A 25,068-nucleotide genomic window follows, 5' to 3' on the forward strand; every position below is an offset into this window, starting at 1 on the left:
GATTAACGCGTGATGCCGCGGGTCGAAGACTGGATGGAGTCACGAAACACCGCGACTTCCGGAAACTGTGCCGACGATTCAGCCAGCTCGCCGAGCGCCTGCTCGACCGTCAGGCCCTGGCGGTAAACCACCTTGTAGGCGCGACGCAATGCATGGATCGCTTCTTCGCTGAAACCCCGACGGCGCATGCCTTCGAAGTTCATGCTGCGCGCTTCGGCCGGGTTGCCGAATACCGTGACGTACGCCGGAACGTCCTTGCCAATGGCCGTGCCCATGCCGGAAAAGCTGTGGGCACCAATGTGGCAATACTGATGAACCAGGGTAAAACCGGACAGGATCGCCCAGTCGGCAACGTGCACGTGGCCGGCCAACGCCGTGTTGTTGACCAGAATGCAGTGATTGCCGATGACGCTGTCGTGCCCGATGTGGGCGTATGCCATGATCAGGTTGTGATCGCCCAGGGTCGTTTCCGAACGGTCCTGAACAGTCCCGCGATGAATCGTCACGCCTTCGCGAATGACGTTGTGATCACCGATGACCAGGCGGGTTTCTTCGCCTTTGTACTTCAGGTCCGGCGTGTCTTCGCCCACTGAAGAAAACTGGTAGATACGGTTGTGCTTACCAATTCGAGTCGGGCCTTTGAGAATTACATGCGGCCCGATCACTGTTCCCTCGCCGATTTCCACACCTGCGCCGACGATCGACCATGGGCCAACCTCGACGTCGGCGGCCAGAACGGCCGTCGGATCGATGATTGCGCGAGGGTCAATCAAACTCATAGTTTGCGTTCCGCGCAGATGATTTCAGCGGAGCAGACTGGCTTGCCGTCGACCGAAGCCTGGCATTCGAACTTCCAGATCTGACGCTTGCAGCTCAGGAACTTGGCTTCGAGGATCAACTGATCGCCCGGCAGAACCGGCTGACGGAAACGCAGCTTGTCGGAGCCAACGAAGTAGTAAAGCGTGCCATCAGCCGGCTTCACGTCGAGCATTTTGAAACCAAGGATCCCGGCAGCCTGAGCCATCGCTTCGATGATCAATACGCCCGGCATGATCGGATGCGCAGGGAAGTGACCATTGAAGAACGGTTCGTTGATGCTGACATTCTTGTAGGCGCGAATGCGCTTGCCTTCCACATCCAGATCCACGACCCGGTCCACCAGCAGGAACGGGTAACGGTGAGGCAGGTATTCGCGAATCTCGTTGATGTCCATCATTTCGGGGGGAAGCCTATGTAAAGATTGGGAGCGCGCGACTGACGCGCGCCCCTCTAGCAAATCAAGGAGGCAGTCTAGCGGCTGTGCACACTTGATATGGAAATGGTATCAGCCATCTGATGAAGCATTACCGTCAGGGGTCACTTCCCCTACTCGCTTTTCCAGCTGTCGTAACCGTCGAGCAATGTCATCGAGCTGACGCAGTCGCGCCGCGCTTTTGCGCCATTCGGCAGCCGGCTGCATGGCCGTGCCGGAAGAATAGGAACCTGGCTCGGTAATCGAGTGGGTCACCATGGTCATCCCGGTGATGAAAACCTTGTCGCAAATCTCGATATGCCCCACCAGACCGACGCCACCGGCGAGCATGCAGTGCTTGCCGATTTTGGTGCTGCCGGAGATGCCCACACACGCAGCCATGGCGGTGTGATCACCGATCTGCACGTTATGGGCAATCTGGATCTGATTGTCGAGCTTGACGCCATTACCAATGACCGTATCCGCCAGCGCACCACGGTCGATGGCGGTATTGACGCCAATCTCCACATCGTCGCCGACCAGCACACCACCGATCTGGGCGATTTTCTGCCAGATGCCTTTCTCGTTGGCAAAGCCGAAGCCTTCACCACCGAGCACTGCACCGGACTGAATCACCACCCGCTTGCCAATGCGCACGTCGTGATACAACGTGACTCTGGGGGCGAGCCAACCACCCCTGCCTATCTGGCTGCGCGCACCGATAAAACAGTGCGCGCCAATGGTCACGCCTGCGCCGATAAGCGCTTTGCTTTCAATGACGGCAAAGGCACCAATACTGGCCGCCGGATCCACCACGGCGTCGTCAGCCACAACCGCAGTCGGGTGTATGCCGGTGGCTGCCTTGGGTTTGGGATCGAATAGATGAGAAATCCGGGCGTACGCAAGGTACGGATCGGGAACGATCAGCACATCACCTACATACCCTTCGGCATCTGCGGCCTTCAGCAACAACGCGGCGGCCCGGCAGTCCACCAGGTATTTACGGTATTGAGGATTTGCCAGAAAGCTCAACTGAGCTGGGCCAGCCTCTTGCAAAGTGGCTAGCCCAGTGATTTCCTTCTCCGCGTCGCCACGCAAGGTGGCGCCGAGGAACTCGGCCAACTGGCCGAGTTTCATAGTCGCTGTCATGGATTACTTCAGCTGATTCATGCGCTCGATGACTTGGCGGGTGATGTCGTACTGAGGCTTGACATCAATCACTGCGCCACGCTCGAAAACCAGGTCGAAAGCACCTTTCTTGATGACTTCTTCCACAGCGCTGTCCAGTTTCGGCTTCAACTGCTTCAGCATCTCACGGTCGGCAACGGCTTTGGCTTCGTTCAGTTCTTTGGACTGGAACTGGAAGTCACGGGCCTTTTGCTTGAATTCAAGCTCGAGACGCTCGCGCTCGCCTTGCTGCATTTTGTCGCCGCCCGCCATCAGACGGTCCTGAATGCCTTTGGCACTGCTTTCCAGTGTCTTGAGCTTGCTCAGCTGAGGCCCGAATTTTTTCTCGGCATCCACAGCGTATTTCTTCGCCGCGTTAGATTCCAGCAGGGCCATCTGATAATTCAGGACGGCGATTTTCATGTCGGCAAAAGCCGGGCCTGCTACCAGTACGGTTGCCAGGAGAACCAATTGAGTCAACTTACGCACGATGCACTCCTACAAAATCCATTGTCGTTATCTTGGGTCAGACGCTTAGAACGTCTGGCCGAGGGAGAATTGGAACACTTGTGTTTCAGCCTCATCCGGTTTCTTGATCGGCATTGCCAACGCGAAACTCAAAGGACCCAGTGCGGTGACCCATGTCACACCCACACCGACGGAGCTGGCCATGTTGCTCAGGCTGATTTCGTTGCACTTGGTATTGGACTTCGTGCCATCGGTATTGGTGGTATCCGAGCAAGACGAGTCGAAAACGTTACCCACATCCCAGAATACCGAAGTGCGCAGGGAACGTTGATCCTTGACGAACGGCAGAGGAAACAGAAGCTCTACACCACCCTGGATCAGGACGTTACCACCAAACGGCAGCGGATCCTGGTCAGGGTCCTCCGCCGTGCCAGGGTTTGTACCCTTACTTGGCGTACTGCGCGGACCCAGCGTGCTGTCTTTGAAGCCACGAACCGAGTTGAAACCACCGGCGTAGTAGTTCTCGTAGAAAGGCAAGCCGTCGGTCGAACCGTATCCGTCGCCGTAACCCAGCTCGGTGTGCAAGCGCATGGTGTAATTTTCGGACAACGGCTGGAACAACTGGCCACGGTAATCAAGCTTGAAGAACGACAGGTCGCTGCCTGGCGTCGTGGTTTCCAGCACCAGGCTCTGGGAGCGACCACGTGTGGCCAGCACACCTTTGTTCAACGTCGACTCGGACCAACCGGCCGAAGCCTTGAAGTTCAGGTACTTGTCGCCTTCCTTGTTCACGAAGTCGAAAATCTCGTCGACGGTGTAAACGCCGGTTTTGATAGTGTCCTGTTGTGCTGTCAGGCCGAAGGTCAGACGCGAGGTCTCGCTGATCGGGTAACCGACATTGACGCCCGCACCCAGACTGTCGACAGCATAGCTGGCGATATCGGTTTCGAGATCATCGTAGTCAGTGGTGCGATAGAACGCGTTGTAACCCAGGCTCACACCGTCAACTGTCCAGTACGGGTCGACATAACCGAAGTTATAGCGGCTCTGGTATTCACTACGGGTCAGGCCGACGCTGACCTTGTTACCAGTACCGAGGAAGTTGTTCTGGGTGATCGAGCCACCAAGAATCAGACCGGCACTCTGAGCGAAACCGACGCTCGCGGTAATCGAACCGGATGCCTGCTCTTCAACGCTGTAATTCACATCAACCTGGTCATCGACGCCTGGCACCGCTGGCGTTTCGACGTTGACTTCCTTGAAGAAGCCCAGACGCTCAAGACGGGTCTTGGACTGGTCAATCAAATAGGTCGATGCCCAGCCACCTTCCATCTGACGCATTTCACGGCGCAGAACTTCGTCTTCCGACTTGGTGTTGCCACGGAAGTTGATGCGGTTGACGTAAGCACGTTTGCCCGGATCGACAGCAAAAGTGATATCGACGGTGTTGTCTTCATCATGAGGCTGAGGCACGCCGTTTACGTTGGCGAAGGTGTAGCCCTCGTTACCCAGTCGGCGGGTGATCAGTTCGGACGTAGTGGTCATCAGCTTGCGCGAGAACACCTGGCCTTTCTGCACCAGCAGCAAAGATTTGACCTGGTCCTCAGGGACTTTCAGGTCACCACTGAGCTTGACGTCACGAACGGTGTACTTCTCGCCTTCGTTGACGTTGACAGTGATGTAAACGTGTTTCTTGTCCGGGGTGATGGAAACCTGGGTCGAAGCGATATCCATGTTGATATAGCCACGGTCCAGGTAGTAGGAGCGCAGACGCTCCAGGTCACCAGACAGCTTTTCACGCGCATACTTGTCATCGTTCTTGAAGAACGACAACCAGTTGGTGGTCTTGAGTTCGAACAGATCGATCAGGTCGTCATCCGGGAAAACCGTGTTGCCCACCACGTTGATGTGCTGGATAGCGGCAACGGTGCCTTCGTTGATGTTGACCTTCAGCGCCACGCGGTTACGCGGCTGCGACACCACTTCGGTATCGACGGTCGCAGAGTAACGACCTTGAGCGACGTATTGACGCTGCAGTTCGTTACGAACACCTTCGAGCGTGGCACGCTGGAAGATCTCGCCTTCGGCCAGACCGGATTGTTTGAGACCCTTCATCAGGTCCTCAGTAGAGATCGCCTTGTTACCTTCGATCTCGATACTGGCGACGGACGGACGCTCGACAACCGTGATGACCAGGACGTTGCCATCGCGGCCCAGCTGGATATCTTGAAAGAACCCGGTTTTGAACAACGCACGAGTGGATTCCACCAGGCGACGATCATCCGCCTGTTCACCGACGTTCAACGGCAAGGCACCAAAGACGCTACCCGCGGAGACCCGCTGGAGGCCATTGACGCGAATATCAGAGATAGTGAAGGACTCGGCGTGAACTTCGGCGATCATCAATACGGTGAGAACCGCAGTTAGCAGCAGACGTTTCATGAAGTCCTTTCTTATTCCAACTGGCAATAAACAAACTGCCGCAAAATGCGGCAGATTCGCAATTCAGCGAAGCGTTACAGTCGACCCAGATCATTGACCAGAGCAAGTAACATCACCCCGACCACCAAACTGATACCGATCTGTATCCCCCAACCCTGCACCCGATCCGACAAGGGACGACCACGCGCCCATTCGATCAGATAAAACAACAAATGCCCCCCATCCAGTACTGGAATGGGCAGCAAATTCAGAACACCCAGGCTAATACTCAGATAAGCAAGGAAATTCAGGAAATCAGCGACACCCGACTGGGCAGAAGCGCCCGCCACTTTAGCAATGGTTATCGGTCCACTCAAGTTTTTTACCGAGAGCTCGCCGAACAACATTTTCTTGAGCGAATCGAGCGTCAGGATGCTCATGGTCCAGGTGCGTTTAGCTCCTTCGCCAATTGCGGCCAACGGACCGTAACTGACCTCGCGAATCATCTCCGGCGGCCAGTCGATCGCTTTGACGCCAGCGCCCAGATAACCACTCGGTGCTTTGCTCTCGCCGCGAGCGGCCAACATCACAGAAACATCGATTTGAGCACTGTCGCGCTCGACCCGCAGCATGATTTTGGTATCTGGATGCATCCGCACCGTGTCGACCACTTGCTGCCAGTCATCCACAGCCTTGCCGTCGAGCGCCAGCAAGCGATCACCGGTTTTCAGCCCAGCCGCCTGGGCCGGACCTTTCGGGTCGAGCTCAGCAAGGACCGGCGGCAATGCCGGACGCCACGGACGTATCCCCAATGAGCGAATAGGGTCAGGGTCGTCGGCGCCCTTAAGCCATTCATTCAGCACCAGCTCGCGAGGGGTGTCCGCCGTTGAGCCTTGTTCGCGTACCAGAACTTGCAGCGAACCACTCTCGCCGAGCCGGCGAACCAGTTGCAGATTGACCGCACTCCAGCCAGTGGTCGCCTCGCCGTCGATGGAAACGATTTCCTGGCCCGCGGTCAAACCCGCCTTGGCGGCGATGCTGCTGGACTCGACGGCGCCGATGACGGGACGCACCTGCTCGCTGCCGAGCATTGCCAGTACCCAGAAAAAGAACAGGGCCAGTAAAAAGTTGGCAATCGGACCGGCCGCGACAATGGCAATACGCTGTCGCACCGACTTGCGATTGAAGGATTGGTCGAGCTGATCGAGCGGGACGTCACCCTCTCGTTCGTCGAGCATTTTTACGTAGCCGCCCAGTGGAATGGCTGCGACCACGAACTCGGTGCCTTGCTTGTCGTGCCAGCGCAGCAACGGCATGCCGAAACCTACGGAGAAACGCAGCACTTTGACTCCGCAGCGACGTGCGACCCAAAAATGGCCGAACTCGTGGAAGGTAACCAGCACGCCCAAGGCTATCAGGGTGCCGACAATCATATAGAGCGCGCTCATCTACTTTCTCCGCATTCTTGTCGAGTGCTGCATGCTATCGCCCGTGGCGACTCAACCATTGTCCGGCAAGAACCCGCGCTTTCGCGTCGGCCGTAAACACTGCCTCGAGATCATCCACCGTAACCACCGGCTCGAGATTCAAGACTTCCTCGATGATACTCGCGATTTCCAGGTAGCGAACCCGCCCGTCGAGAAACGCGGCGACCGCGACCTCGTTCGCAGCATTGAGCATCGCCGGGGCACTGTCGCCCGCCTCGGCAGCCTGCCGCGCCAAACGCAAGCATGGGAAACGCTGCTCGTCCGGCGCCTGGAAATCCAGACGGGCGATGGCGAACAGATCCAGCGGCGCCACCCCCGAATCAATACGCTCCGGCCAAGCCAGCGCATTGGAAATAGGTGTGCGCATGTCGGGGTTACCCAACTGCGCCAGAACCGAGCCGTCGATATAGTCGACCAACGAATGAATCACGCTTTGCGGATGAATCACCACCTCGACCTGCGACGGCTTTGCATCGAACAGCCAGCAGGCTTCGATGAGCTCCAGACCCTTGTTCATCATGCTCGCCGAATCGACCGAAATCTTGCGGCCCATGGACCAGGTCGGATGCGCGCATGCCTGCTCGGGGGAAACATGCCCCAGTTCGGCCAACGGCGTCTGCCGGAACGGACCACCCGAGGCTGTCAGCAAAATCCGCCGAACACCCACCGCACCAAGGCCGCGGGAAAAGTCCTGCGGCATGCATTGAAAAATTGCATTGTGCTCGCTGTCGATCGGCAGCAATACCGAGCCGCTCTTGCGCACGGCCTGCATGAACAAGGCACCGGACATTACCAGCGCTTCTTTATTGGCCAGCAGGATTTTCTTACCGGCCTCGACCGCCGCCAATGTCGGACGCAAACCTGCCGCACCGACGATGGCCGCCATGACCGTATCGACTTCCGGAGCGCAAGCCACCTGACACAGGCCTGCTTCCCCGACCAATACGCGGGTCGGAAGGCCGGCAGCGCGCAAATCGTCTTGGAGAGTGCGAGCAGCAGCCATCTCCGGCACCACCGCAAAGCGCGGCGCATGGCGTACGCACAACGCCAGCAGCTCACTCAAGCGAGTGAAGCCGGTCAGGGCGAACACCTGATAACGATCGGGGTGACGCGCAATGACATCGAGGGTGCTCAGACCGATCGAACCGGTCGCCCCCAGGACCGTAACCTGCTGGGGGCGACTCATGGTGCCGCCATCCACAACAACACCGCGAAGATCGGAATCGCCGCCGTCAGGCTGTCGATGCGATCCAGCACGCCGCCGTGACCGGGCAGCAGATTACTGCTGTCCTTGATGCCGGACTGACGCTTGAACATGCTTTCAGTAAGGTCGCCGACCACCGAGATGAACACGATGATGGCCGCGCCGAGCAGACCGATCAGGATCTGGCCCAAGCTCCAGTCACGAACCACACCGACGATTGCGGTCAGCACCAGGCTCAGCGCGAGGCCGCCGTACACACCTTCCCAGCTTTTGCCGGGACTGACGTGCGGTGCGAGCTTGCGTTTACCAAATTTGCGACCGGAGAAGTACGCACCGATGTCGGCGCCCCAGACCAGAACCATCACCGCCATGATCAGCCAGTTGCCCAACGGCGCCTGCTTGATCTGGACCAGACCTTGCCAGGCCGGCAGCAGGATCAACAGGCCGATCACCAGTTTGCAGGCGGCACTCGACCAGTGCGCGGCGGAACCTGGATAAGTGAGCACCAGATACGTCGCCACCGCCCACCAGAGCACTGCTGCCCCCAGCACCCAGGGGGCAAGGCCCGGCAGGAGATGCATGAAAAACAACATCAACGCGACCACCGCAGCGTAGCCCACGCGAGCCGACTGCGCAGTGAAGCCTGCGAGGCGCGCCCATTCCCAGGCGCCGAGCGTCACTACCAGCCCGATAAACAGGGCAAACCCGGTACCCTCAAGCAGGAAAAAGCCGCACAAGGCAATCGGCAGCAGGATCAGTGCAGTGATGATTCGTTGTTTAAGCATTAAACCCGGGCTCCAGCCTCGACCTGCTCGCTCGTTTTACCGAAGCGACGCTGGCGAGATGCGAAATCGGCCAGCGCGGTGCGCATGGCGTCGTGTTTGAAGTCCGGCCAGAACAGGTCGGAGAAGTACAACTCGGCGTATGCCAGCTGCCACAGCAGGAAGTTACTGATGCGGTGTTCACCACCGGTACGGATGCACAAATCCGGCAACGGCAGATCGCCGGTTGCCAGACAGGTTTGCAGCAGTTCCGGTGTGATGTCTTCCGGACGCAGGTGGCCGGCCTGAACTTCCCGCGCCAGACGCTGTGCGGCCTGCGCGATGTCCCACTGGCCACCGTAGTTGGCGGCGATCTGCAGGACAAAGCGGTTGGAGCCCGCCGTCATGGCCTCGGCCTCCCGCATGGCGACCTGCAACTCCGGATGGAAGCGCGAACGGTCACCAATGATGCGCAGACAGATGTTGTTGTCGTTGAGGCGCTTGGCCTCCCGACGCAACGCCTTGAAGAACAGGTCCATCAGGGCGCTGACTTCATCGGCCGGACGCTGCCAGTTCTCGCTGGAGAAGGCAAACAGGGTCAACACTTCGACCTTGGCCTCGGCACACACCTCGATCACTGCACGAACGGCATCCACACCCGCTTTATGCCCGGCGACACCCGGCATAAAGCGTTTCTTCGCCCAGCGATTGTTACCATCCATGATGATCGCGACGTGGCGCGGCACCGCGGACGGCGCAGCCTGCTTGGTCTTTTCCATGTAAACGCGACCCTTATACGGCCATCAGGTCCGCTTCTTTTTGCTTGGTCGCCGCGTCGATATCGGCCTCAGCCTTGTCGGTGAGCTTCTGGATATCGGCAGCAGCACGACGCTCTTCGTCTTCGCTGATTTCCTTGTCCTTGACCAGTTTTTTCAGTTCACTCAATGCATCGCGACGGATGTTGCGCACGGCAACCCGGGCGTCTTCGGCGGCGCTACGAGCCTGCTTGGTGAAGCCTTTGCGGGTTTCTTCTGTCAGGGCGGGCATGGAGATCAGCAACAACTCACCCAGGTTGGTCGGGTTGAGGTTCAAACCAGCGCTCTGGATCGCCTTGTCGACGGCAGCCAGCATATTGCGCTCGAACGCCACGACCTGAAGGGTGCGGGAGTCTTTTACGGTGACGTTGGCAACGCCGCTCAACGGAGTGTCCGCGCCATAGTAAGGCACCATTACGCTACCCAGGATGCTCGGGTGAGCCTTGCCGGTGCGGATCTGGCCAAACGCGTGGGACAGAGATTCCAGGGATTTTTGCATGCGCTCTTGAGCGTCTTTCTTGATGTCGTTGATCATTGTTGGCCTTCCTCGATCAGGGTCCCTTCAGCGCCGCCATGTACGATGTTCAGCAGGGCGCCGGGCTTGTTCATGTTAAATACGCGCAATGGCATCTTGTGATCGCGGCACAGGCAAATGGCCGTTAGATCCATCACGCCCAGCTTGCGATCCAGCACTTCATCATAAGTCAGATGATCGAACTTCTCGGCATGCGGGTCTTTGAATGGGTCAGCGGTGTAGACGCCATCGACCTTGGTCGCCTTGAGCACGACATCGGCGTCGATTTCGATTGCACGCAGGCAGGCTGCCGAATCCGTAGTAAAGAACGGATTACCGGTACCGGCTGCGAAAATCACGACTTCCTTGGCGTTCAGATGACGCATGGCTTTGCGACGATCGTAATGATCAGTCACGCCGACCATGGAAATGGCCGACATCACGATGGCCGAGATATTGGCACGTTCCAGCGCATCGCGCATGGCCAGGGCGTTCATCACAGTGGCCAGCATGCCCATGTGATCCCCGGTCACCCGATCCATGCCGGCTGCGCTCAGCGCGGCACCGCGGAACAGGTTGCCGCCGCCAATCACCAGACCCACCTGAACGCCGATGCCGACCAGTTGGCCAACTTCCAGCGCCATGCGATCCAGGACTTTCGGGTCGATCCCGAACTCTTCCGAGCCCATCAGGGCCTCGCCGCTAAGCTTGAGTAGAATGCGTTTATAGCGAGCCTGATAACCACTGCCCTGCTGAGCCATTGCGAATCTCTCCTGCGGCGTATTTTAAAAATTCTTTGCGAGCTGTTTACAGCTGGCGTTCACTCTAGCTTGGCGCTGCTTCAGCGCCATCGGAACATGGCTTTGTAAGCCAGTCCCTCAAGGAAACCAATACAAAATTGGCACCCCATTTGAAAAGAGGCTGCGCGCGTTAGCGGGCAGCCTCTTCAGGGCGACAGTTGAAAACTGTCTTATTGCTTGGCGGCAGCCAGCTGGGCAGCAACTTCTTCAGCGAAGTTGTCGACCGGCTTCTCGATGCCTTCGCCTACTTTGAAGTAGGTGAAGGAAACGATTTCAGCACCGGCTTTCTTGGCCAGTTCACCGACCTTGATTTCAGGGTTCTTGACGAACGCCTGCTCAACCAGGCTCGCTTCAGCCAGGAACTTGCTGATACGGCCTTTGACCATGTTTTCAACGATGTTCTCTGGCTTGCCAGCGATCTTGTCAGCGTTGAGGGTCAGGAACACGCCTTTCTCGCGCTCTACTGCTTCAGCGGAAACTTCCGATGGCAGCAGGAATTCCGGGTTGGTAGCCGCTACGTGCATAGCGATGTCTTTGGCCAGCTCAACGTCGCCGCCCTTCAGAACAACCGCAACACCGATCTTGTTGCCGTGCAGGTAACCACCAACAACATCACCTTCTACGCGAGCCAGACGACGGATGTTGACGTTTTCGCCAACCTTGCCGACCAGTACCAGGCGATCAGCTTCTTGAGCTTCGATCAGCGGAGCGACGTCAGTCAACTTGTCAGCGAAGGCTTTTTCAACGCTGGAAGCGACGAATGCCTTGAAGTCGTCCTGCAGAGCCAGGAAGTCGGTCTGCGAGTTCACTTCCAGCAGAACGGCGGACTTGCCGTCTTCTTTAAGAGCGATTGCGCCTTCAGCAGCAACGTTGCCTGCTTTCTTGGCAGCCTTGATGGCGCCCGAAGCACGCATGTCATCAATGGCTTTTTCGATGTCGCCGCCAGCCTTGGTCAAGGCTTTTTTGCAATCCATCATGCCTTCGCCAGTACGCTCGCGCAGTTCTTTGACCAACGCTGCAGTAATCTCTGCCATTTCAAAATCCTCTTGGATAGGTTTTCAACCATTCCACCCGATCGATCGGGCGATCAATTCTTCCCCAACCACCCTTGTTAGCAGCTGCAAGTTACAAATGCTGTAATTGCGCCACCGGACAAATGGTTTTCGAGGTGGCAAAAAGGGGGCCAAGCCCCCTTTTTGCTTACTGAGTCAACGCCAGGGCGTCAATTACTCAGCTGCAGCTGCCGGAGCTTCTTCAACGAACTGCTCGGTGCCGCCAGCAACGTGGTTGCGACCGCGGATAACTGCGTCAGCCATCGAACCCATGTACAACTGGATAGCGCGGATTGCGTCATCGTTGCCTGGGATGATGTAGTCAACGCCTTCCGGGCTGCTGTTGGTATCGACTACGCCGATAACCGGGATGCCCAGCTTGTTGGCTTCGGTGATCGCGATGCGCTCGTGATCAACGTCGATAACGAACAAAGCGTCTGGCAGACCGCCCATGTCCTTGATACCACCCAGGGAACGATCGAGCTTCTCAAGATCGCGAGTGCGCATCAGCGCTTCTTTCTTGGTCAGCTTGGCGAAAGTACCGTCTTCGGCCTGCACTTCAAGGTCACGCAGACGCTTGATGGAAGCACGGATGGTTTTGAAGTTGGTCAGCATGCCGCCCAACCAGCGGTGATCGACGTACGGCGAACCGCAACGTGCTGCTTCTTCAGCAACGATCTTGCCAGCGGAACGCTTGGTGCCGACGAACAGAATCTTGTTTTTGCCCTGGGCCAGACGCTCTACGAAAGTCAGAGCTTCGTTGAACATTGGCAGGGTTTTTTCAAGGTTGATAATGTGGATCTTGTTGCGCGCGCCGAAAATGTACTTACCCATTTTCGGGTTCCAGTAACGGGTCTGGTGACCGAAGTGCACACCGGCCTTCAGCATATCGCGCATGTTGACTTGGGACATGATAGTTCCTTAATAAGTCGGGTTTGGCCTCCACGTATCCCAATGACCAACCAGCAGCATCAGCTGAAGGCACCCAGGTCATCGTGTCGACACGTGTGTGGATTTAAGCCTTCCGAGGTATCCCCGGAAAGCGGCGCATTTTATATCACAGGGCTGTAAAAAACGGAACCCGGATTCTCGATTCCCGATGCGCGTGTTCGCAGGTGCCCTTGGAATCGCTCAAGAATGCGCCTATCTATAAGAAGAAGCGACGTACAGAGGCTCAGATTTGCCCCTGTCGTCTGTTAGAATCGCGTTTTTCCGGGCGGCGAGGATCAATCGCATTTTGCCCGCTTCGTTTTAGCAAGCGCCCTCGAGCGCAGAGAGAGCCTGTATGACCGTCACCCTCAAAACCCCGGAGGACATCGCAAAAATGCGTGTCGCCGGCAAACTGGCCGCCGATGTGCTGGAAATGATTGCCGAACATGTCAAACCCGGTGTCACCACCGAAGAACTGGACCGCATCTGCCATGACTACATTGTCAACGAGCAGAAAGCCATCCCTGCCCCGCTCAACTACAAGGGCTACCCGAAGTCGATCTGCACCTCGATCAATCACGTGGTTTGCCACGGCATTCCCAACGAAAAACCGTTGAAAGATGGCGACACGCTGAACATCGACGTCACCGTGATCAAGGACGGTTACCACGGCGACACCAGCCGCATGTTCCACGTCGGCATGGTTCCGGTCTGGGCCGAGCGCCTTTCGCAGGTCACACAGGAATGCATGTACAAGGCGATTGAACTGGTCAAACCCGGCTGCCGCTTGGGCGATATCGGTGAAGTGATCCAGAAGCACGCGGAAAAGAACGGCTTTTCGGTGGTCCGCGAATTCTGCGGCCACGGCATCGGCAAGGTGTTTCACGAAGAACCGCAGATCCTGCACTACGGCCGCGCGGGCACCGGCATGGAACTGCAAGCCGGCATGACCTTCACCATCGAGCCGATGATCAACCAGGGCAAGGCCGACACCAAGGTACTGGGCGACGGCTGGACCGCGATTACCAAGGACCGCAAACTGTCGGCACAGTGGGAACACACCCTGCTGGTCACCGAAACCGGTTACGAGATCTTCACTTTGCGGGCCGACGACACCATTGCGCGCCTCTCGGCCTGATACAGTTTCACTGCTCCCAGCCTTATAGACAGGAAAGCCAATCAATGCCGCAGGTGGATCCCGAACTCTTCGACCGTGGCCAGTTTCAGGCTGAACTGGCCCTGAAGGCCAGCCCGATCGCGGCTTTCAAGAAAGCGATCCGCCAGGCCCGCGAGGTTCTCGATGAGCGCTTTCGCAGCGGCCGGGACATTCGCCGGCTGATCGAGGATCGCGCCTGGTTCGTCGACAACATCCTGCAAAAGGCCTGGGAGCAGTTCGATTGGAGCGAGGACGCCGACATCGCGCTGGTCGCGGTCGGTGGCTACGGTCGCGGCGAGTTGCACCCTTACTCCGATATTGACTTGCTGATCCTGCTGGACAGCGCCGACCACGAGATTTTTCGTGACTCTATCGAGCGTTTTCTGACGCTGTTGTGGGACATCGGCCTGGAAGTCGGTCAGAGCGTTCGCTCGGTGGACGAATGTGCGATTGAAGCCCGCGCCGACCTGACGGTGATCACCAACCTGATGGAAAGCCGAACCATTGCCGGGCCCGAGCGTTTGCGCCAGCGCATGCTGGATGTCACCAGTACCGCGCAGATGTGGCCGAGCAAGGAATTCTTCCTGGCCAAACGCGCCGAGCAGAAGGCCCGTCACCACAAGTACAACGACACTGAATACAACCTGGAACCCAACGTCAAAGGCTCGCCCGGCGGCCTGCGGGATATTCAGACGATTCTGTGGGTGGCACGTCGTCAATACGGCACCCTGAATCTGCGGGCACTGGCCGGCGAAGGTTTTCTGGTCGAGAGCGAAAACGCCCTGCTGGCTTCGTCGCAGGAGTTCCTGTGGAAGGTGCGTTACGCCCTGCACATGCTCGCCGGTCGTTCCGAAGACCGCTTGTTGTTCGATCATCAGCGCTCCATCGCCGGGCTGCTGGGGTTCGAAGGCGACGACGCCAAACAAGCCATTGAAAACTTCATGCAACAGTATTATCGGGTGGTCATGAGCATTGCCCAGCTCAGCGACCTGATCATCCAGCATTTCGAAGAAGTGATCCTCGCACCGGAGGACGAAGCGCCGCCGACGCCGATCAACTCACGGTTCCAGCTGCATGACGGCTACATCGAAGCGCGCAACGACAACGTGTTCCGCCGCACGCCGTTCGCCATGCTCGAGATCTTCGTGCTGATGGCCCAGCAGCCTGACATCAAAGGCGTGCGCGCCGACACCATTCGCCTGCTGCGGGAAAATCGTCATCTGATCGACGACGATTTCCGCAACGATATTCGTAATACCAGCCTGTTCATCGAACTGTTCAAATGCAAGATCGGCATCCACCGCAACCTGCGCCGGATGAATCGTTACGGCATCCTCGGGCGTTATCTGCCGGAGTTCGGGTTTATCGTCGGACAGATGCAGCATGATCTGTTCCACATTTATACCGTCGATGCGCACACGCTGAATCTGATCAAACATTTGCGTAAGTTGCAGTACACCCAGGTGTCGGAGAAATTCCCGCTGGCCAGCAAGCTCATGGCCAAGCTGCCAAAACCGGAGCTGATTTACCTCGCCGGGCTTTATCACGACATCGGCAAGGGCCGGCACGGTGATCACTCGGAAATCGGCGCGGTGGACGCAGAAGCTTTTTGCCAGCGCCATCAGTTGCCGGTGTGGGACAGCCGCCTGATTGTCTGGCTGGTGCAAAACCATCTGGTGATGTCGACCACCGCTCAGCGCAAGGACTTGTCCGACCCGCAGGTGATCCACGACTTCGCCCAGATCGTCGGCGATGAAACGCACCTTGATTATCTGTATGTGCTGACCGTCGCCGATATCAATGCGACCAACCCGACACTGTGGAACTCCTGGCGTGCGAGCCTGTTGCGCCAGCTGTATACCGAGACCAAGCGAGCCTTGCGCCGCGGTCTGGAAAACCCCGTGGATCGGGAAATGCAGATCCGTCAGACGCAGAGCGCCGCGCTGGACATTCTGGTGCGCGGCGGCACGGATCCAGACGACGTCGAACAGTTGTGGTCGCAACTGGGCGATGACTATTTCCTGCGCCACACGGCCGGCGATGTCGCCTGGCATACCGACGCCATCCTGCAGCAGCCGGCCGATGGCGGCCCGCTGGTGCTGATCAAGGAAACCACTCAGCGCGAATTCGAGGGCGGCACGCAGATCTTCATCTATGCGCCGGACCAGCACGACTTCTTCGCGGTGACGGTGGCCGCCATGGATCAGCTCAACCTGAACATTCACGACGCGCGCGTCATCACCTCGAGCAGCCAGTTCACCCTCGACACCTATATCGTGCTCGACACGGACGGCGACTCGATCGGCGACAATCCGACGCGAGTCAAACAGATCCGCGAAGGGCTGACCGAGGCCCTGCGCAACCCGGACGATTACCCGACGATCATCCAGCGTCGAGTGCCGCGTCAGCTCAAGCATTTCGCGTTTGCGCCGCAGGTGACCATTCACAACGACGCCCAACGCCCGGTGACCGTGCTGGAACTCAGCGCGCCGGATCGCCCGGGCCTGCTCGCGCGGATCGGGACGATTTTCCTCGAGTTCGACCTGTCACTGCAAAATGCCAAGATCGCCACGCTGGGCGAGCGCGTGGAAGACGTGTTCTTCATCACCGACGCCAACAATCAGCAGCTGTCCGACCCGTTGCTGTGCAGCCGTTTGCAGGATGCGATCGTTGAACAGCTGACGGTCAACCAGGAGTCCGAAATCAATTTGTCGCGGATCAGTATTTAAACCTGTGAAGACTCGCATTCTGTAGGAGCCGGCTTGCTGGCGAACGCTTCCCCCCGGTGCATCTGACACACCGCAGCGATTCCATCGCCAGCAAGCCGGCTCCTACAGGATCTCCACTCCGAACGAGATTTACCGATGAACAACGCTTTAAACCAGTTGCAGCCCTACCCGTTCGAGAAGCTCCGCGCCCTGCTCGGCAGTGTCACGCCTAACCCGGACAAGCGCCCGATCGCGCTGTCCATCGGCGAGCCCAAGCATCGTTCGCCAAGCTTCGTCGCTGAAGCGTTGGCGAACAATCTGGATCAGATGGCCGTCTACCCGACCACCCTCGGCGTTCCGGCTTTGCGTGAAGCCATCGCTGCGTGGTGCGAACGTCGCTTCGATGTCCCAACCGGCTGGCTTGATCCGGCGCGCAATGTGCTGCCGGTCAACGGCACACGTGAGGCGCTGTTCGCCTTCACTCAAACCGTGGTCAACCGTGGCGACGACGCGCTGGTGGTCAGCCCGAATCCGTTCTACCAGATCTACGAAGGTGCCGCGTTCCTGGCCGGGGCCAAGCCGCACTACCTGCCGTGCCTGGATGAAAACGGTTTCAACCCGGATTTCGACGCCGTTTCACCAGACATCTGGAAACGTTGCCAGATCCTGTTCCTGTGCTCGCCAGGCAACCCGACAGGCGCGCTGATTCCGCTCGACACACTGAAAAAACTCATCGCGCTGGCTGACGAATATGACTTCGTGATCGCCGCCGACGAATGCTATAGCGAGCTGTACTTCGACGAACAAACGCCGCCGCCGGGCCTGCTCAGCGCCTGCGTGGAACTGGGTCGCAAGGACTTCAAGCGTTGCGTGGTGTTTCACAGCCTGTCCAAGCGCTCCAACCTGCCGGGCCTGCGCTCGGGCTTTGTTGCAGGCGATGCCGACATTCTCAAAGGCTTCCTGCTTTACCGCACCTACCACGGCTGCGCGATGCCAGTGCAGACGCAACTGGCCAGCGTGGCCGCGTGGAATGATGAAGAACACGTGCGCGCCAACCGTGACCTGTACCGCGAGAAATACGACGCCGTGCTGGAAATTCTCAGCCCGGTGATGGACGTGCAGCGACCGGACGGCGGTTTTTATCTATGGCCGAATGTGAATGGCGATGACGAAGCGTTTTGCCGTGATCTGTTTGTTGAAGAACATGTGACGGTCGTGCCGGGCTCTTACCTCTCCCGCGAAGTTGACGGGTTTAACCCCGGTGCCGGCCGCGTGCGCCTGGCGCTGGTTGCACCGTTGGCGGAATGTGTTGAGGCGGCAGAACGTATACGCGAATATATCATTCGCCAACGTCTCTGAAATTGAATAGCCGCACGGCGCAATGCTGTGCGGCACCAACAAACATAAAGTAATATCACCAACTTACTTCCGACTTCACTTTCGGCGAGCAATGAGCTTATTCTTAATTGCGCATCTACACTTTTATAAAGTTCGCGCACAAACTTAAAAACACTAATTTAAACGATAAAAACAATGGATGTTTTTTATGGACATTGAATCATGCTGCCAAGTTAAAACCCCGCTGGACCCTGATGCTGCTTACCAAGTGGCCATCGCCGAGAACCCTGCCAATCGCTCTGACTCCGCACCCGGCCGCAAAAAACGCGCCGTTGGCAAACACGCTCGCTTCTGGGCACCAGGTCGCACGTTGCGCGTTGCATTTCTGAACGGCGATCAAGAATTCAAGGAAGCCGTCAAGAGTGCTGTTGAAAACTGGCAGCCCCATATCAATTTGAACTTAGAGTTTGTTGAAGGAACAGAAGGCGATATTCGCATCAGGTGTCAGCAGGGAGTTTATTGGTCCTACATTGGCACCGACGCTTTGACAGTGACAGATCAAAGCCTTCCAACCATGGCCTTGGCAACGGACTATCAACATTCAAAAAAATACTTCGTCGCCAATGCCACGCACGAATTTGGCCATGTACTTGGGGCGCAACATGAACAACTAAATCCTGCGGCAAATATCCCCTGGAACAAGCCAGCTGTTTATGCATCGCATTGGCTGCCCGAAGATCCTGACGAAGATACCGGCCAGGATAGTCTCACTCGTCAAACTGTGGACGATCGTTATTTCAACCTGCTTGACGCAAATGAAGTAAAAAACTCGCCCTACGATCCTCGGTCGATCATGCATTATGTTGTCCGGCAGGAATGGACGCATGGCGACTTCAAAGTCGACCTTAACTGGGTACTCAGTGATAAGGACAAAGCCTTTATGGCGGAGGTTTATCCTTACCCTCCAACGGAGAGCGATTGATTCGGCTGCAGGCAATCAACTCGCGATTATTTGACCGCCCCCAAATTCGCCTCGCTCAAATCAAGTTCACCCAACACTTCCCTTAACACATCATCACCAATCTGATGGAGTCGGCTGAGTTTGTATAACTCCAGGCGCTGCGCCCGCAGCGCTTTGAGTCGCAGGCGCCGTTCCAGCAAATCCATCTGGAACGCCAGCGCCTGGGCTTCGGCCGAATCGTTGAACACCTCCAGTTGATGCCGATATTCGGACATGATCCGAGCCTTGAGTTCTGTGGCCAACGCGGCCTCGGCGGCATCCTGGGGTTTGGCCTCCTCGGCTTCCAATGCATGAATCGCAGCTTCGGCAGTCTTGCGCCAGGCATCGCGCACTTCACCGCGCCGCTGGTCGTCCGGGCTTTTCTGGATGCCGCGCAGCAACAGCGGCAACGCGATACAGGCCGCAATCAAGGACAGCAGAATCACTCCGGCTGCGATGAAAATCAGCAAATCACGTTCAGGAAACGCAGCGCCGCCCATCAACATCGGCACCGACAAGACGCCGGCCAACGTCACCGCTCCGCGCACGCCGCCCACGGTCAGCAACCAGCACGAGCGCGCAGTCGGCACTTGGGTCATCTGCCCCTTGCCACGCAGGCGTCGCAGCAGCCCCGAGAGGCGCCAGATGCTTTGCACCCAGACGAATCGCAATACCAGCAGCACTAGAAAAATCGCCACCACATCCAGGCAGCGGTGGAGCAATGTCGGCCACAAGGACGTTTCGTGGCTGACCACCGCTTTGATGATGTCCGGTAATTGCAGGCCCAGCAGCAGGAAGATAAGGCCGTTGAAAGCGAATTCCAGCAGCGACCAGACGCTGCGATTCAGTAGTCGGGTGCTGGTCTGACGCGGCAGCAAATCGAGCCAGCTCTGCATCATGCCGGCGGCGACGGCTGAAAGAATGCCGGAGGCGCCGAGGCGTTCGGCCAGCACATAGGCGGCAAACGGGAGCAGCAACATGAACACTACGTGGGTCGCCGGATCGTCCCAGCCGCGCGCAACCATCCACGAGCGCAAGCGCCCGACCAGCCAGCTCAACACAACCCCAACCGCCAGACCGCCGACGGCCACCAGCACGAACGTCACGCTGGCATTGGCCAGAGAAAACACCCCGGTGACCGCGGCCGCCAAGGCAAATTTGAAAGTCACCAGGCCCGAGGCGTCGTTCATCAAGGCCTCGCCCTGCAGCATGTGCATCAGCGGGGTCGGCAGACGGTTTTGCGAAATCGCCGATAAGGCCACGGCATCCGTTGGCGACAACACCGCCGCCAGAGCAAACGCCACCGGCAGCGGAATGCTCGGAATCAGCCAGTGAATGAAATACCCGGCGCCGACCACCGTGAACAGCACAAGCCCTACCGCGAGCGTCAGGATCGGCCCGCGCAGACGCCACAATTCGCGCTTGGGCATGCGCCAGCCATCGGAAAACAGCAGCGGTGGCAGGAACAGGAAAAGGAACAGTTCCGGATCGAGGGCAACATGCAGGCCCAAGGTCGGCCACGCGAGCAACGCGCCCGCCGCAATCTGCACCAGCGGCAACGGCAACGGAATCACTCGTCCGACCAAACGCGAGACGCTGACCAGCATCAACAGAATCAGGACGGTGTAGGCAGTTTGCATAAAGCGAGGTTCCGCAGTGTCGGCAACATGAAGTGCCATATTAGCCGCTTACACTGCTCACTGGCCTTTACACCAATGTCGCACGCAGCCAAGACCCCGGTGGGAGCGAGCCTCCTCGCGAAGGCGATGTGTTAGCCAGCGCCCAGGCTGACTGAATTTTCGCTGTCGCGAGCAAACCGGCTGGCACAGGTTTTATCCGCTAACCGGCAGGCCATGGCATAATCCTTCACCTTTTTTTTCAGCACCTGTAAAGGGGGCAATTCCTTGACCGTTTCAAGCAAAACGTTGCACCTTTTCGGCATCAAAGCTTGCGACACCATGAAAAAGGCGCGCACCTGGCTCGATGAACACGCTGTCAGCTATGACTTTCATGATTACAAAACGGCCGGAATCGACCGTCAACACTTGATCCAATGGTGCAACGAGCACGGCTGGCAAGTGGTGTTGAACCGTGCAGGCACGACCTTTCGCAAGCTCGAAGACGAACGCAAAGCCGATCTCGACCAGTCGAAAGCCATCGAGTTGATGCTCGCCCAACCCTCGATGATCAAGCGCCCGGTACTTGATCTCGGTGACCGAACCCTGATTGGCTTCAAGCCAGATATCTACGCGGCCGCCCTCAAGTAAGCAGCCCGTTCAATTTGTTAGAGGTATTCACATGTCCACTACCCTGTTCAGCCTGGCCTTTGGTGTCGGCACGCAAAACCGTCAAGGCGCATGGCTGGAAGTGTTTTACGCGCAGCCACTGCTCAATCCGTCGGCCGAATTGGTTGCGGCCGTAGCGCCTGTTCTGGGTTACAGCGAAGGCAACCAGGCCATCACGTTCACCACCACCCAGGCCTCGCAGATGGCTGACGCGCTGAAAGGCGTCGACTCCGTTCAGGCCGCGCTGCTGACCCGCCTGGCCGAAAGCCACAAGCCGCTGGTCGCGACTTTGCTGGCTGATGACGCGCAATTGTCGTCGACCCCAGAGGCTTACCTCAAACTGCACCTGCTGTCCCATCGTCTGGTCAAGCCGCACGGCCTGAACCTCGCCGGGATTTTCCCTTTGCTGCCGAACGTCGCCTGGACCAGCCAGGGTGCGATAGACCTGGCCGAGGTCGCCGAGCGTCAACTGGAAGCTCGTCTGCGTGGCGATCTGCTGGAAGTGTTCTCGGTCGACAAATTCCCGAAAATGACCGACTACGTGGTCCCGGCCGGCGTGCGTATCGCCGATGCTGCCCGTCTGCGCCTGGGCGCTTACGTGGGTGAAGGCACCACCGTGATGCACGAAGGTTTCGTCAACTTCAACGCCGGCACCGAAGGCCCTGGCATGATCGAAGGCCGTGTGTCTGCGGGCGTGTTCGTCGGCAAGGGTTCGGACCTGGGCGGCGGCTGCTCGACCATGGGCACCCTGTCGGGCGGCGGCAACATTGTGATCAAGGTCGGCGAAGGCTGCCTGATCGGTGCCAACGCGGGTATCGGCATCCCATTGGGCGACCGCAACACCGTCGAGTCGGGCCTGTACGTCACCGCCGGCACCAAAGTCGCGCTGCTGGACGAAAACAATGCGCTGGTCAAAGTGGTCAAGGCGCGTGAGCTGGCCGGTCAGCCGGACCTGCTGTTCCGTCGCAATTCGGAGACCGGTGCGGTGGAATGCAAAACCCACAAATCGGCTATCGAACTGAACGAAGCGCTTCACGCTCACAACTAAGCACAGTTTGCTGCTGACAGCGTCACACGATCACCTGTAGGAGCGAAGCTTGCTCGCGAAGGGGCCCTTGAGGCCGCCAAAAGCTTCGCGAGCAAGCTTCGCTCCCACAAGGTCAAGGTCAGGCGTTCCCCTCGCCCATGTTCACCAGGGCCGCATTCCATGATGATTCCCTCCCCCTGGCGCGCCGATTTTCCAGCTATCGCCGCGCTGCAACGGCAAGACCAGACCTATCTGGACAACGCCGCCACCACGCAAAAACCGCAAGCCCTGATAGATGCGCTCACGCACTACTACGCCAATGGCGCAGCCAACGTGCACCGGGCGCAGCACTTGCCCGGCGCCCATGCGACTCAAGCGTTCGAGAACAGCCGGAGCAAAGTCGCACAATGGTTGAATGCAGGCGAAAGCGGGCAGATCATCTTTACCCACGGCGCGACCTCTGCACTGAATCTCCTCGCCTACGGCCTGGAGCATTTATTCAATCCGGGCGATGAAATCGCCATCAGCGCCCTGGAGCATCACGCCAACCTGCTGCCATGGCAGCAACTGGCCCACCGTCGCGACGTGAAACTGGTGATTCTGCCGCTGGATCCCGACGGCTTGATCGACCTTGATTCTGCCGCAGCGTTGATCGGGCCGCGCACCCGTTTACTGGCAGTCAGTCAGCTATCCAACGTGCTCGGCGCGTGGCAACCTCTGCCGGCACTGCTGGCGATGGCCAAAGCTCATGACGCACTGAGCGTGGTTGATGGCGCGCAAGGAGTGGTCCACGGGCGGCACGACGTGCAGGCGCTGGGGTGTGACTTCTATGTGTTTTCCAGCCATAAGCTGTACGGGCCGGATGGGCTGGGCGTGGTGTTCGCTCGCAATGAGGCCCTGAAGGAATTGCATCATTGGCAGTTCGGCGGCGAAATGGTGCTGGACGCGGACTATCACAGCGCTCGCTTCCGCCCGGCGCCGCTGGGGTTCGAGGCCGGCACGCCGCCGATTGCCAGTGCGATCGGGTTTGGTGCGACGCTGGATTATCTGGCGGGACTGGATCAGGACGCCGTGTCTTCCCATGAAGCAGCGCTGCACGACTACCTGCTCAAGGGCCTTCGGGCGCGCAACGGCATCCGCTTATTAGGCAAACCGCGTTTGGCGTTGGTCAGCTTTGTCGTCGAGGGTGTGCATAACTCCGATCTTGCACACTTGCTGACCGAACAAGGCATCGCCGTGCGTGCCGGTCATCACTGCGCCATGCCATTACTGAAAAGCTTCGAACTGGCGGGAGCGATTCGGGTGTCGCTGGCGTTGTACAACGATTCGCAAGACCTCGAACGATTTTTTGAAGCGCTGGATCAGGCCCTGGAGCTGTTGCGATGAGTTTGCCTGCCGAGGCGGTTGCGGCACTGGATGTATTTCAGAATGCGGCGGGTTGGGAACAACGCGCGCGCCTGCTGATGCAGTGGGGGGATCGGCTGCCAGCGTTAAGCGACGCCGACAAGGTTGAAGCCAATCGCGTGCATGGCTGTGAAAGTCAGGTGTGGCTCATCGGCTCGCTGACGGATGGACATTGGCAATTCGCCGCCAGTAGCGACGCGCGGTTGATTCGCGGATTGGTGGCGTTGTTGCTGGTGCGGGTCAACGGGTTGTCGGCGAGCGAATTGCGTGCGGTGGATTTGCCGGAATGGTTTAGCCAATTGGGGCTGAGTCGGCAGTTGTCGCCTTCGCGCAGTAATGGGCTGAATGCGGTGCTTCAGCGGATGAATGAGTTGGCGGGTTGATCGCCATCGCGAGCAGGCTCACTCCCACAGGTGAAACGCATTCCAAATGTGGGAGCGAGCCTGCTCGCGATGGCGTCTGCTGCCACAATCATTAAACCGCCGGCTTGACCCGATCTGCCGGCCGCCGCACGCCTGCCACAATCTTATCCACAGCCTTGGTCGCCGCGACCATGCCGAAGGTCGCCGTCACCATCATCACCGCGCCAAACCCGCCGGCGCAGTCAAGCTTCACACCATCACCGACAAAACTCTTCTGCAAACAAATGCTGCCATCCGGTTTCGGGTAGCGCAGTTGTTCGGTGGAAAAAACGCAGGGCACACTGTAGTGGCGAGTCACGGTGCGAGAGAAGTTGTAATCGCGGCGCAAGGTCGAGCGCACTTTCGAGGCCAGCGGATCGTTGAACGTTCGGTTCAGATCGCAGACCTGGATCAGTGTCGGGTCGATCTGGCCGCCCGCGCCGCCGGTGGTGATGATCTGAATCTTGCGGCGTTTGCACCAGGCGATCAGCGCGGCCTTGGCATTGACGCTGTCGATGCAGTCAATCACGCAATCAATGTTCGTCGTGATGTACTCGGCCATGGTCTCGCGCGTGACGAAATCCGCCACCGCGTGCACCGTGCAGTCTGGATTGATGCCGCGCAAGCGCTCGGCCATGACTTCGACCTTGGGTTTGCCGACGGTGCTGTCCAACGCGTGCAACTGACGGTTGGCGTTACTGACGCAGACATCGTCCAGATCGAATAGCGAAATTTCGCCCACACCACACCGTGCGATGGCTTCCGCCGCCCAGGAACCAACGCCGCCGACACCGACGATCGCCACGTGCGCGGCGCGCAAGCGTTCTAGACCTTCGATGCCGTACAACCGGGCGATGCCTGCAAACCGCGGATCTTCTGTGCTCATGACCATTACCTAA

At 58.2% G+C, this 25,068-nt stretch carries 24 protein-coding genes; 8 read left to right on the forward strand and 16 right to left on the reverse strand.

Going from position 1 to position 25,068, the window contains the following annotated elements; genetic code table 11:
* Positions 1-2 precede the first annotated feature (2 nt).
* The 13 genes from lpxA to rpsB form a co-directional block, all read right to left on the reverse strand.
* Positions 3-779: an acyl-ACP--UDP-N-acetylglucosamine O-acyltransferase gene (lpxA, locus tag ACYZTS_RS01705; RefSeq protein ID WP_461993564.1), complete on the reverse strand. Its 777-nt coding sequence runs from the start codon at positions 777-779 to the stop codon at positions 3-5.
* A complete protein-coding gene (fabZ, locus tag ACYZTS_RS01710; protein ID WP_007907157.1) occupies positions 776-1,216 on the reverse strand; it encodes a 3-hydroxyacyl-ACP dehydratase FabZ in 441 nt (146 codons plus the stop codon). Before fabZ ends, lpxA begins: the two co-directional genes overlap by 4 nt.
* A gap of 108 nt (positions 1,217-1,324) precedes the next feature.
* Positions 1,325-2,380: a UDP-3-O-(3-hydroxymyristoyl)glucosamine N-acyltransferase gene (gene lpxD, locus ACYZTS_RS01715; RefSeq protein WP_461993566.1), complete on the reverse strand. Its 1,056-nt coding sequence runs from the start codon at positions 2,378-2,380 to the stop codon at positions 1,325-1,327.
* A gap of 3 nt (positions 2,381-2,383) precedes the next feature.
* Entirely contained in the window at positions 2,384-2,887 is a 504-nt protein-coding gene (locus ACYZTS_RS01720; protein ID WP_028622549.1) for an OmpH/Skp family outer membrane protein, read from the reverse strand.
* Positions 2,888-2,932: 45 nt separating this feature from the next.
* Positions 2,933-5,308: an outer membrane protein assembly factor BamA gene (bamA, locus tag ACYZTS_RS01725; protein ID WP_461993568.1), complete on the reverse strand. Its 2,376-nt coding sequence runs from the start codon at positions 5,306-5,308 to the stop codon at positions 2,933-2,935.
* A 74-nt stretch (positions 5,309-5,382) separates the two neighbouring features.
* Positions 5,383-6,735 carry a sigma E protease regulator RseP gene (rseP, locus tag ACYZTS_RS01730; protein ID WP_461993570.1) on the reverse strand — a complete coding sequence of 451 codons (1,353 nt, stop codon included), beginning with the start codon at positions 6,733-6,735 and terminating at the stop codon, positions 5,383-5,385.
* 34 nt (positions 6,736-6,769) lie between these two features.
* The gene (gene ispC, locus ACYZTS_RS01735; RefSeq protein WP_461993572.1) at positions 6,770-7,960 is read right to left on the reverse strand and encodes a 1-deoxy-D-xylulose-5-phosphate reductoisomerase; all 1,191 of its coding nucleotides are present in this window, start codon (positions 7,958-7,960) and stop codon (positions 6,770-6,772) included.
* On the reverse strand, positions 7,957-8,763 hold the full coding sequence (locus ACYZTS_RS01740; RefSeq protein WP_028622553.1) for a phosphatidate cytidylyltransferase: 807 nt from the start codon (positions 8,761-8,763) through the stop codon (positions 7,957-7,959). Before ACYZTS_RS01740 ends, ispC begins: the two co-directional genes overlap by 4 nt.
* Positions 8,763-9,518: a polyprenyl diphosphate synthase gene (uppS, locus tag ACYZTS_RS01745; protein ID WP_028622554.1), complete on the reverse strand. Its 756-nt coding sequence runs from the start codon at positions 9,516-9,518 to the stop codon at positions 8,763-8,765. Before uppS ends, ACYZTS_RS01740 begins: the two co-directional genes overlap by 1 nt.
* Before the next feature lie 13 nt (positions 9,519-9,531).
* Positions 9,532-10,089 (reverse strand): ribosome recycling factor, encoded by a 558-nt coding sequence (gene frr, locus ACYZTS_RS01750; RefSeq protein WP_461993575.1) that lies wholly within the window; start codon positions 10,087-10,089, stop codon positions 9,532-9,534.
* Entirely contained in the window at positions 10,086-10,829 is a 744-nt protein-coding gene (gene pyrH / locus ACYZTS_RS01755; protein WP_003172271.1) for a UMP kinase, read from the reverse strand. The genes frr and pyrH overlap by 4 nt, the downstream gene beginning before the upstream one ends.
* A gap of 209 nt (positions 10,830-11,038) precedes the next feature.
* Positions 11,039-11,902 carry a translation elongation factor Ts gene (tsf, locus tag ACYZTS_RS01760; protein ID WP_028622556.1) on the reverse strand — a complete coding sequence of 288 codons (864 nt, stop codon included), beginning with the start codon at positions 11,900-11,902 and terminating at the stop codon, positions 11,039-11,041.
* Positions 11,903-12,094: 192 nt separating this feature from the next.
* Complete coding sequence (gene rpsB / locus ACYZTS_RS01765; RefSeq protein ID WP_007907989.1) at positions 12,095-12,832, reverse strand: 30S ribosomal protein S2; 738 nt, start codon at positions 12,830-12,832, stop codon at positions 12,095-12,097.
* A 373-nt stretch (positions 12,833-13,205) separates the two neighbouring features.
* On the opposite strand from rpsB, the gene map reads away from it, so the two are divergent.
* The 4 genes from map to ACYZTS_RS01785 all read left to right on the forward strand — a co-directional run bounded on the left by map (position 13,206) and on the right by ACYZTS_RS01785 (position 19,034).
* Positions 13,206-13,988 carry a type I methionyl aminopeptidase gene (map, locus tag ACYZTS_RS01770; protein ID WP_461993577.1) on the forward strand — a complete coding sequence of 261 codons (783 nt, stop codon included), beginning with the start codon at positions 13,206-13,208 and terminating at the stop codon, positions 13,986-13,988.
* 44 nt (positions 13,989-14,032) lie between these two features.
* A complete protein-coding gene (locus tag ACYZTS_RS01775) occupies positions 14,033-16,735 on the forward strand; it encodes a [protein-PII] uridylyltransferase (protein WP_461993579.1) in 2,703 nt (900 codons plus the stop codon).
* A gap of 135 nt (positions 16,736-16,870) precedes the next feature.
* Entirely contained in the window at positions 16,871-18,073 is a 1,203-nt protein-coding gene (dapC, locus tag ACYZTS_RS01780) for a succinyldiaminopimelate transaminase (protein WP_461993581.1), read from the forward strand.
* Between the two features lie 187 nt (positions 18,074-18,260).
* Positions 18,261-19,034, forward strand: a complete 774-nt coding sequence (locus tag ACYZTS_RS01785) for a zinc metalloprotease (RefSeq protein ID WP_461993583.1) — start codon at positions 18,261-18,263, stop codon at positions 19,032-19,034.
* A 26-nt stretch (positions 19,035-19,060) separates the two neighbouring features.
* Here the strand turns inward: ACYZTS_RS01785 and ACYZTS_RS01790 are convergent, their stop codons facing one another.
* Positions 19,061-20,692, reverse strand: a complete 1,632-nt coding sequence (locus ACYZTS_RS01790; RefSeq protein WP_461993585.1) for a Na+/H+ antiporter — start codon at positions 20,690-20,692, stop codon at positions 19,061-19,063.
* A 131-nt stretch (positions 20,693-20,823) separates the two neighbouring features.
* Positions 20,824-20,973: a hypothetical protein gene (locus ACYZTS_RS01795; protein ID WP_461993586.1), complete on the reverse strand. Its 150-nt coding sequence runs from the start codon at positions 20,971-20,973 to the stop codon at positions 20,824-20,826.
* Here ACYZTS_RS01795 and ACYZTS_RS01800 point away from each other — a divergent pair.
* The 4 genes from ACYZTS_RS01800 (at position 20,957) to ACYZTS_RS01815 (ending at position 24,151) form a co-directional block, all read left to right on the forward strand.
* A complete protein-coding gene (locus tag ACYZTS_RS01800; RefSeq protein WP_461993588.1) occupies positions 20,957-21,319 on the forward strand; it encodes an ArsC family reductase in 363 nt (120 codons plus the stop codon). The genes ACYZTS_RS01795 and ACYZTS_RS01800 overlap by 17 nt on opposite strands.
* A gap of 31 nt (positions 21,320-21,350) precedes the next feature.
* On the forward strand, positions 21,351-22,385 hold the full coding sequence (gene dapD, locus ACYZTS_RS01805; RefSeq protein ID WP_028622563.1) for a 2,3,4,5-tetrahydropyridine-2,6-dicarboxylate N-succinyltransferase: 1,035 nt from the start codon (positions 21,351-21,353) through the stop codon (positions 22,383-22,385).
* A 159-nt stretch (positions 22,386-22,544) separates the two neighbouring features.
* Complete coding sequence (locus ACYZTS_RS01810) at positions 22,545-23,750, forward strand: aminotransferase class V-fold PLP-dependent enzyme (RefSeq protein WP_461993590.1); 1,206 nt, start codon at positions 22,545-22,547, stop codon at positions 23,748-23,750.
* Entirely contained in the window at positions 23,747-24,151 is a 405-nt protein-coding gene (locus ACYZTS_RS01815) for a SufE family protein (protein ID WP_461993592.1), read from the forward strand. The genes ACYZTS_RS01810 and ACYZTS_RS01815 overlap by 4 nt, the downstream gene beginning before the upstream one ends.
* Positions 24,152-24,242: 91 nt before the next feature.
* On the opposite strand, the gene tcdA is transcribed toward ACYZTS_RS01815, so the two are convergent.
* On the reverse strand, positions 24,243-25,055 hold the full coding sequence (gene tcdA / locus ACYZTS_RS01820) for a tRNA cyclic N6-threonylcarbamoyladenosine(37) synthase TcdA (RefSeq protein WP_461993594.1): 813 nt from the start codon (positions 25,053-25,055) through the stop codon (positions 24,243-24,245).
* Positions 25,056-25,068 lie beyond the last annotated feature (13 nt).

Source organism: Pseudomonas sp. TMB3-21 (assembly GCF_054898145.1).